This window comes from Halochromatium sp. (genome assembly GCF_054919635.1).
On record NZ_JBUDPI010000190.1, the window covers coordinates 1 to 7,092 of the forward strand.

The window sequence follows — 7,092 nt, forward strand, 5'->3', positions numbered from 1 at the left end:
AGATCGCGCCGGCCCTCATTTGGACGTCTTCATCCGCGCTTTGTCCTGATACATATCCTGAACCGCGGCCTGCAGGATGCTCATCTCGGTCTCGCTCTCTGACGAGCCGGGGGAGAACGACCGACCGGCGCTAATCGATCGCATGCTCATCTGGGTCGTGCAGTCTGACGCACCGGGGAAGAACGCCCGACCGACGCTGATCGACAGGCTGAGCTCCGGATAGGCCTGGATGCGCTGACCCGCAACCTCCCGCTTCCATCGGCTGATGATGGCGTCAGCCTCACGGGCGTTTGCAACCTCCGGCAGGATCACAACGAACATGTCACCGCCGTGGCGGGCAACGACATCCCCCTTACGCGAGCGGGCCATCAGAATCCGGGCGATCGCCTTGAGTGCCTCATCACCGGCGTGATACCCAAAGCGATCGTTGACCTGCTTGAAGTCGTTGACATCGACGAAGGCAAGACAGTGCCGATGCCCGTTGCGAACTCGACGGTGATACTGGGTGTGCAGCGCCTCTTCAAAGAAGGCACGGTTCATCGCGCCCGTCAGATAATCGCGGCCGGACCGGAACTGGAGGAGCTCCGCGTGTGCCTGGAGAGACTCCTTTTGGCGGATCTCGCTCAGCAGCCGTTTGTTCACCTGCTCCGAGTGGGCCAGCGCCTTGCGTTGACTCGACACCGCTGCATTGGTGAAGTAGGAGATCGAGCCAACGGCGATCATGGCGATCTGGTATTCGGCAGCACTCGCGATCAAGCCGAAGACCGAGGCCGCATAGGCCAGCGTGACGGTCATGACCGCCAGCACCACATAGACGATCGGCGAGCGGGCCTTGTAGATGGTCCACAGCAGGGCGATGACCATCGCATACACCGGAAACGACAGCCCGAGCTTCTCTGGATACCTGTAGGCCAGCGATGCGCTGACCAAGAACAGGAGCCATGCCAACGGCAGATAGAGCAGATCGCGAAGTGGCAAGCGCTTCGGGTGGACATCGTCCTCGTTGACGAAGCGGCAGCCGAGGTCTGCACCGAACCACTCCAGCACCAGCAGATAGAGGTAGGCGATGGCGATGCTGAGACACACTGCCGCCACCGTGTCGCCGATCCACCAGGCCGCGAACAGATCCTGAGCCTGGGCGAAGGGCACACCACCGAGCAGATAGAGCACAATGACGCCCAGAAACGCCGCTCCAGCCGCCGCGATGGGGATGATGATCAGGAAACGCAGAACGTGAGTGGGGTTGCGCGGATCGAACTCGCCCGGCGTCGTGCGCTGCAAGACAGACACGCCAGCCCAGTAGGGAACAGCATGGGCCAGCGGAATCCCCAGGAACAGCAGGATCGCGAGCACCGGGTTCGCAGCGGGCCCTAGGGTGGATGCGTTCACCAGCGTTGTCGCGGCGCTACAGCAGAGCACGATCGGCAAGGCCCGGCCGCCCAACAGCAGCAACAGGGCAACCGATAGGCCCGCCGGGACATACAAAAAGCTGGCGTTCGGATGATACGCAAGAGTCGCTGACAGCTGAAACAGCAGGAGCTGCAGCATCAGCGAGACGATGAGCAGTCGCCCGTAGTCCCATGCAACGCGTCCTGACCGGTTGGACAGCAGACCGGGGCGAGCAGCGAGGCTCCTCGCACCGAAGCCGTTAATGTCATCGATCCCATTGGATCGTTCGACTGCCTTCAGCGCTTTCACCCCGAGCTACCCCAGCTAGACCATCTCGTTACACAGATCGCATAAGACCTTGCATCTCCTTATCCTCCGACAGTGAGCAACCTTACCCAAGTACGCCCTATCGCGCACCGATGGACTATCCGATCACCTTAGCAAGTTACCTTAGCAAGTTACCTTAGCAAGATACCTTAACAAGATACCTGTGCAAGTTTAAGACCACCCGATATCAGCCACGAGGGCTTCAGCATACTCGCACCACTTGAAGGGGCTCGAAGGCGTTTCGTCAGCGCGCGTGAAAGATGATAATGGCCGCTGAAGATGCTCAGTTGCGCCGATTCAACGTCCGGAGACTCCCATGCCCCAGTACCGTTCTCGCACTACCACTCATGGCCGCAACATGGCGGGCGCGCGGGCGCTCTGGCGCGCGACCGGCATGAAGGACGGCGACTTCGACAAACCGATCGTCGCAGTGGCGAACTCATTCACCCAGTTCGTGCCCGGGCATGTCCATCTAAAGGACATGGGCCAGCTGGTCGCGCGCGAGATCGAGGCCGCCGGCGGCGTGGCCAAGGAGTTCAACACCATCGCCGTCGATGACGGCATCGCCATGGGCCATGGCGGCATGCTCTATTCGCTGCCCTCGCGCGACCTGATCGCCGACAGCGTCGAGTACATGGTCAACGCGCACTGCGCCGATGCGCTGGTGTGTATCTCCAACTGCGACAAGATCACCCCCGGCATGCTAATGGCCGCGCTGCGGCTGAACATCCCAACGGTGTTCGTCTCCGGCGGCCCGATGGAGGCCGGCAAGGTGAGTCTGGCCAACAAGGGCGACCTGAAGCTCGATCTGGTCGATGCCATGGTCTCGGCCGCCAACCCGGATGAGACCGATGCGGACGTCGCCGCCATCGAGCGCTCGGCCTGCCCGACCTGCGGCTCCTGCTCCGGCATGTTCACCGCCAACTCGATGAACTGCCTGACCGAGGCACTCGGCCTGTCGCTGCCGGGCAACGGCTCGCTGCTAGCCACCCATGCCGCGCGGAAAGAGCTGTTCCTCGAGGCCGGCCGGCTGGTCGTCGACCTGGCAAAGCGCTGGTACGAGCAGGACGATGCCAGGATCTTGCCGCGCGGCATCGCGACCTTCGACGCCTTCGAGAACGCGATCGCGCTGGATATCGCCATGGGCGGCTCGACCAACACCGTGTTGCATCTATTGGCCGCCGCGCGCGAGGCCGAGGTCGATTTCACCATGGCCGATATCGATCGCATGAGCCGCAAGGTGCCCAACCTCTGCAAGGTAGCGCCCGCAACCCAGCAGTATCACATGGAGGACGTGCACCGGGCCGGCGGCGTGATCGGCATCCTCGCCGAGCTCGATCGCGGCGGGCTCATCCATCCCGACTGTCACACGGTCCACAGCCCGACCATGGGCGCAGCGCTGGAGGCCTGGGACGTGATCAGCAGCGGCTCAGCCGAGGCCAGCGGCCGCTATCTGGCCGGCCCCGGTGGCATCCCGACCCAGGTCGCCTTCAGCCAAGACAGCCGATGGCCGGAGCTGGATCTGGACCGTGCCAACGGCTGCATCCGCGATATCGAGCACGCCTACTCCAAGGACGGCGGACTCGCGGTGCTCTATGGCAACATCGCCGAGGAGGGCTGCATCGTCAAGACCGCCGGGGTCGACCTGAGCATGCTCCAGGCCGAGCAGCTGCGCTACACCACCAGCGTGCCGACCTCGACGCTGCGCGGCTTCGTCGGCCCGGCCCGCATCTTCGAGAGCCAGGAGGCCGCGGTCACCGCCATCCTGACCGACCAGATCCAACCCGGCGACGTGGTGCTGATCCGCTATGAAGGTCCCAAGGGCGGCCCCGGCATGCAGGAGATGCTGTATCCGACCAGCTACCTGAAGTCGAAGGGGCTCGGCAAGGCCTGTGCGCTGGTCACTGATGGGCGGTTCTCCGGCGGCACCTCGGGGCTGTCGATCGGCCATTGCTCGCCGGAGGCAGCCCAAGGCGGCACCATCGGCCTGGTCGAGGAAGGCGACATCATCGAGATCGACATCCCCGGGCGGTCGATCCGGGTCGTGGTCGACGACACCGTGCTGACCGAGCGCCGCGCGGCCATGCAAGCGCGCGGCGATCAGGCCTGGAAGCCAGTCGATCGCCAGCGTCCGGTCTCGCAGGCGCTGCGGGCCTACGCCGCGCTGACCACCTCTGCAGCCCATGGCGCGGTCCGTGATCTGTCTCAGATCGAAGTCCAACGAGCTGCGCCAGGCCGCTGATCGCTGAAGCGATGAAACTACAGCAGCGGCACCATCAACAGCGCGACGAGATTGACGACCTTGATCACCGGATTTACCGCAGGTCCCGCGACATCTTTATAGGCATCGCCCACGGCGTCGCCGGTCACCGCGGCCTGATAGGCGTTTGAGTCCATGCCGCCAACGTTGCCCGCCTCGATCGACTTCTTGGCGTTGTCCCAGGCACCGCCTCCAGCGGTCATCGAGATCGCAACGAACAGACCGGTGACGATGGTGCCGATCAGCATGCCGCCGAGCGCCAGCGCGCCTGCCTCATCCCCCATGAGCCATTGCATCCCGAAGCCGACAGCCAGTGGCGCCACCAAGGGCAGCATGGCGGGGATGATCATCTCCTTGAGCGCGGCCTTGGTCAGCAGATCGACCGCGCCGGCATGATCGGGCCTCTCGGACCCATTCAGGATGCCTGGGCGCTCGCGGAACTGGCGACGCACCTCCCTGACCATCTTGGCGGCCGCGTTGCCAACGGCCTCCATCGCCAGGGCACCGAACAGGTAGGGCACCAAGGCGCCGAGCCATAGACCGATGAGCACAGCGGGGTGTTCTAGCGCGAACACCAGCGGCTCGCCCGCAGCGGCCAAGGCATGGGTGAAATCGGCGAACAACACCAGCGCAACAAGCGCAGCCGAGCCGATCGCATAGCCCTTGGTAACCGCCTTGGTGGTATTACCCACCGCATCGAGCGCGGCTGTGACCCGGCGCACCGGCTCATCCATGGCCGCCATCTCGGCGATGCCACTCGCGTTGTCGGCGATCGGCCCAAAGGCATCCAGGGCCAAGACGATACCGGTCAACGACAGCATCGCGGTTGCCGCGATCGCAATCCCGTAGATCCCGGCCAAGGCATAGGCGCCCCAGATGGCCGCGCAGATCATCAGCACCGGCGCTGCAGTGGCCTTCATGCCGACCGCTAACCCTGCGATCACCGTCGGCGCATGACCGCTGTCTGAGGCCCTAGCAATACCACGAACCGGCCAATAGTCAGCACTGGTGTAGTACTCGGTAATCACCAGCACCAGACCACTCAGGAGCAGCCCGATCCCAGCAGCACCGAGCACGCCCCAGCGGCTAAAGAGCACGTCGCCATCGGCGAGACTGAAGCTGCTCGGCAACAACAGCCAGGTCACCGGCACGAAGAGGATGAAGGAGAGGACGCCGGCGATGGTCCAGGCATTGGCCAGCGCTGACAAGATTCGGGTATCGCCAGGCTCGAGCTTGACGAAGAAGGTGCCGACTATCGAGGCCAGGATGGAGACGCCACCGAGCACCAACGGATAGACAATCACGCCAGGCGCCGATTCACAGAACACCAGCCCCCCGAGCAGCATGGTCGCAACCAGCGTCAGTGCATAGGTCTCGAACAGGTCCGCCGCCATCCCGGCACAGTCGCCGACAGTATCGCCGACCTGGTCGGCGACCACCGCCGGGCTGCGCGGGTCGTTTTCAACAAGCCGGTTCTCGGCCTCGCCAACGAGGTCACCCCCAATATCGGCGCCCTTGGTGAAGATGCCGCCGCCGAGCCGGGCAAAGACCGAGATCAGCGAGCCGCCAAAGGCGAGTCCAATCAAGGCGCGCAACGCCTGTTGCTGCCCCGCGAGGTCGCTAGGATCGGACGGTGCCAAGGCCAGATAATAGCCAGCAACGCCTAACAGGGCGAGACCGGCTACCAGCAGCCCAATGATTGCGCCGCCGCGAAAGGCGACCTGCAACGCCATCTCGAGACCGCTGCGCGCTGCCTCCGCCGTGCGCAGATTGGCCCGGACCGAGACACTCATGGCCAGGTAGCCAGCCGTGCCCGACAGGAGCGCGCCAATCAGGAAGCCAACGCCAGTCTCCAGGCCGAGCCAGTGTGTCAAGGCCACCATGACCAACAAGCCGGCCACCGAGATCATCAAGGACTGGCGTTTCAGATAGGCCGAGGCACCTTGCTGGATCGCGCCGGCGATCTCTCGCATCCGCTCATTTCCCTGTGGCTGCCAAAACAACCAGCCGGTCGAGAATGCGACATAGACCAGCGCAGCCAAGGCGCAGAGCAGAGCGAAGATCACACCGAGCGTCATAGCAGAATCCTAGCGACCAGCGGCGAGCGCAATGCCAGCAGCAGACCTGATCAAGCCCAACCCAGAATCAGCGTCAAGCGCCGAGCCAGGCCGCTGGAGTCCTTGGCAATGCAACATCACTCGCTATCCGACCTGCCCCGGAAGACAACAAGCCGAAAGCGCAAGGCTTTCTGGCTTGTTTCACCCGTCGATCCGGTCAGGCGACGCGATCATCTCCCAATCTCAGATCGAGGCTCAGATCGAGGCACCTCAGATCAAGGCGGAGGAGATGGTGACACCGGCCATCACGATGGCAACGATGCTCATTAGCTTGATGAGGATATTCAAGCTCGGGCCCGAGGTGTCCTTGAACGGGTCGCCGATGGTATCGCCAATCACCGACGCACGATGTGCCGGAGAGGCCTTGCCGCCATGATGGCCGGCCTCGATGTATTTCTTGGCGTTATCCCAAGCGCCGCCGGCATTGGAAAGGAAGACGGCGAGCACGAAGCCGGTCGCGAGCCCACCAGCGAGCAGCCCAATAACGCCCGCCACCCCGAACAGCAGACCGACCAGCACCGGCGCGGCGATCGCGATCAACGACGGGATCACCATCTCGCGCTGTGCACCGACGGTGGAGATGGCGACACAGCGTTCGTAGTCCGGCGCGGAGGTCCCCTTGAGGATGCCTGGGTCCTCACGGAACTGGCGCCGGACCTCCTCCACCATGGTCTGCGCCGCGCGGCCAACCGCCTGCACCGTGAGTCCACTGAAGGTGAAGGCCACCATGGCACCCAGGAACAGCGTGATCAGCACCGACGGATTCAGCAAGGTCACATTGTAGTAAGCCATGAAGTCGATCAGGGTCGCATCAGCGGTCGCAACGCTGATCTCACGGCCGACGTCCAGTGTCGTTAGCCCTGAGCTGATCAATTCAATCCGGATCACCTCGATATAGGAGGCAATCAGCGCCAGCGCGGTCAGCGCCGCCGAGCCAATCGCAAAGCCCTTACCGGTTGCTGCCGTGGTATTGCCCCGCGAGTCCCGCGCGTCGGTGCG

The 7,092-nt window shown here is 63.6% G+C and carries 4 protein-coding genes; 1 reads left to right on the plus strand and 3 read right to left on the minus strand.

Annotated elements, in window-relative coordinates:
* Window positions 1-15: 15 nt before the first annotated feature.
* Window positions 16-1,548 (minus strand): GGDEF domain-containing protein, encoded by a 1,533-nt coding sequence (locus ACY693_RS12000; RefSeq protein ID WP_462322059.1) that lies wholly within the window; start codon window positions 1,546-1,548, stop codon window positions 16-18.
* 484 nt (window positions 1,549-2,032) lie between these two features.
* Between ACY693_RS12000 and ilvD the strand changes: the two genes are divergently transcribed.
* Entirely contained in the window at window positions 2,033-3,958 is a 1,926-nt protein-coding gene (ilvD, locus tag ACY693_RS12005) for a dihydroxy-acid dehydratase (RefSeq protein ID WP_462322060.1), read from the plus strand.
* Between the two features lie 17 nt (window positions 3,959-3,975).
* Here the strand turns inward: ilvD and ACY693_RS12010 are convergent, their stop codons facing one another.
* The gene (locus ACY693_RS12010) at window positions 3,976-6,054 is read right to left on the minus strand and encodes a sodium-translocating pyrophosphatase (protein ID WP_462322061.1); all 2,079 of its coding nucleotides are present in this window, start codon (window positions 6,052-6,054) and stop codon (window positions 3,976-3,978) included.
* Between the two features lie 249 nt (window positions 6,055-6,303).
* Window positions 6,304-7,092, minus strand: a 789-nt coding sequence (locus tag ACY693_RS12015; protein ID WP_462322062.1) for a sodium/proton-translocating pyrophosphatase, incomplete at its 5' end; no start/stop codon positions are given.

Coding starts and splice junctions, on each gene's coding strand:
- ACY693_RS12000 (WP_462322059.1), bottom strand. CDS start 1,548: ATGCTGCAGCTCCTGCTGTTTCAGCTGTCAGCGACTCTTGCGTATCAT.
- ilvD (WP_462322060.1), top strand. CDS start 2,033: ATGCCCCAGTACCGTTCTCGCACTACCACTCATGGCCGCAACATGGCG.
- ACY693_RS12010 (WP_462322061.1), bottom strand. CDS start 6,054: ATGACGCTCGGTGTGATCTTCGCTCTGCTCTGCGCCTTGGCTGCGCTG.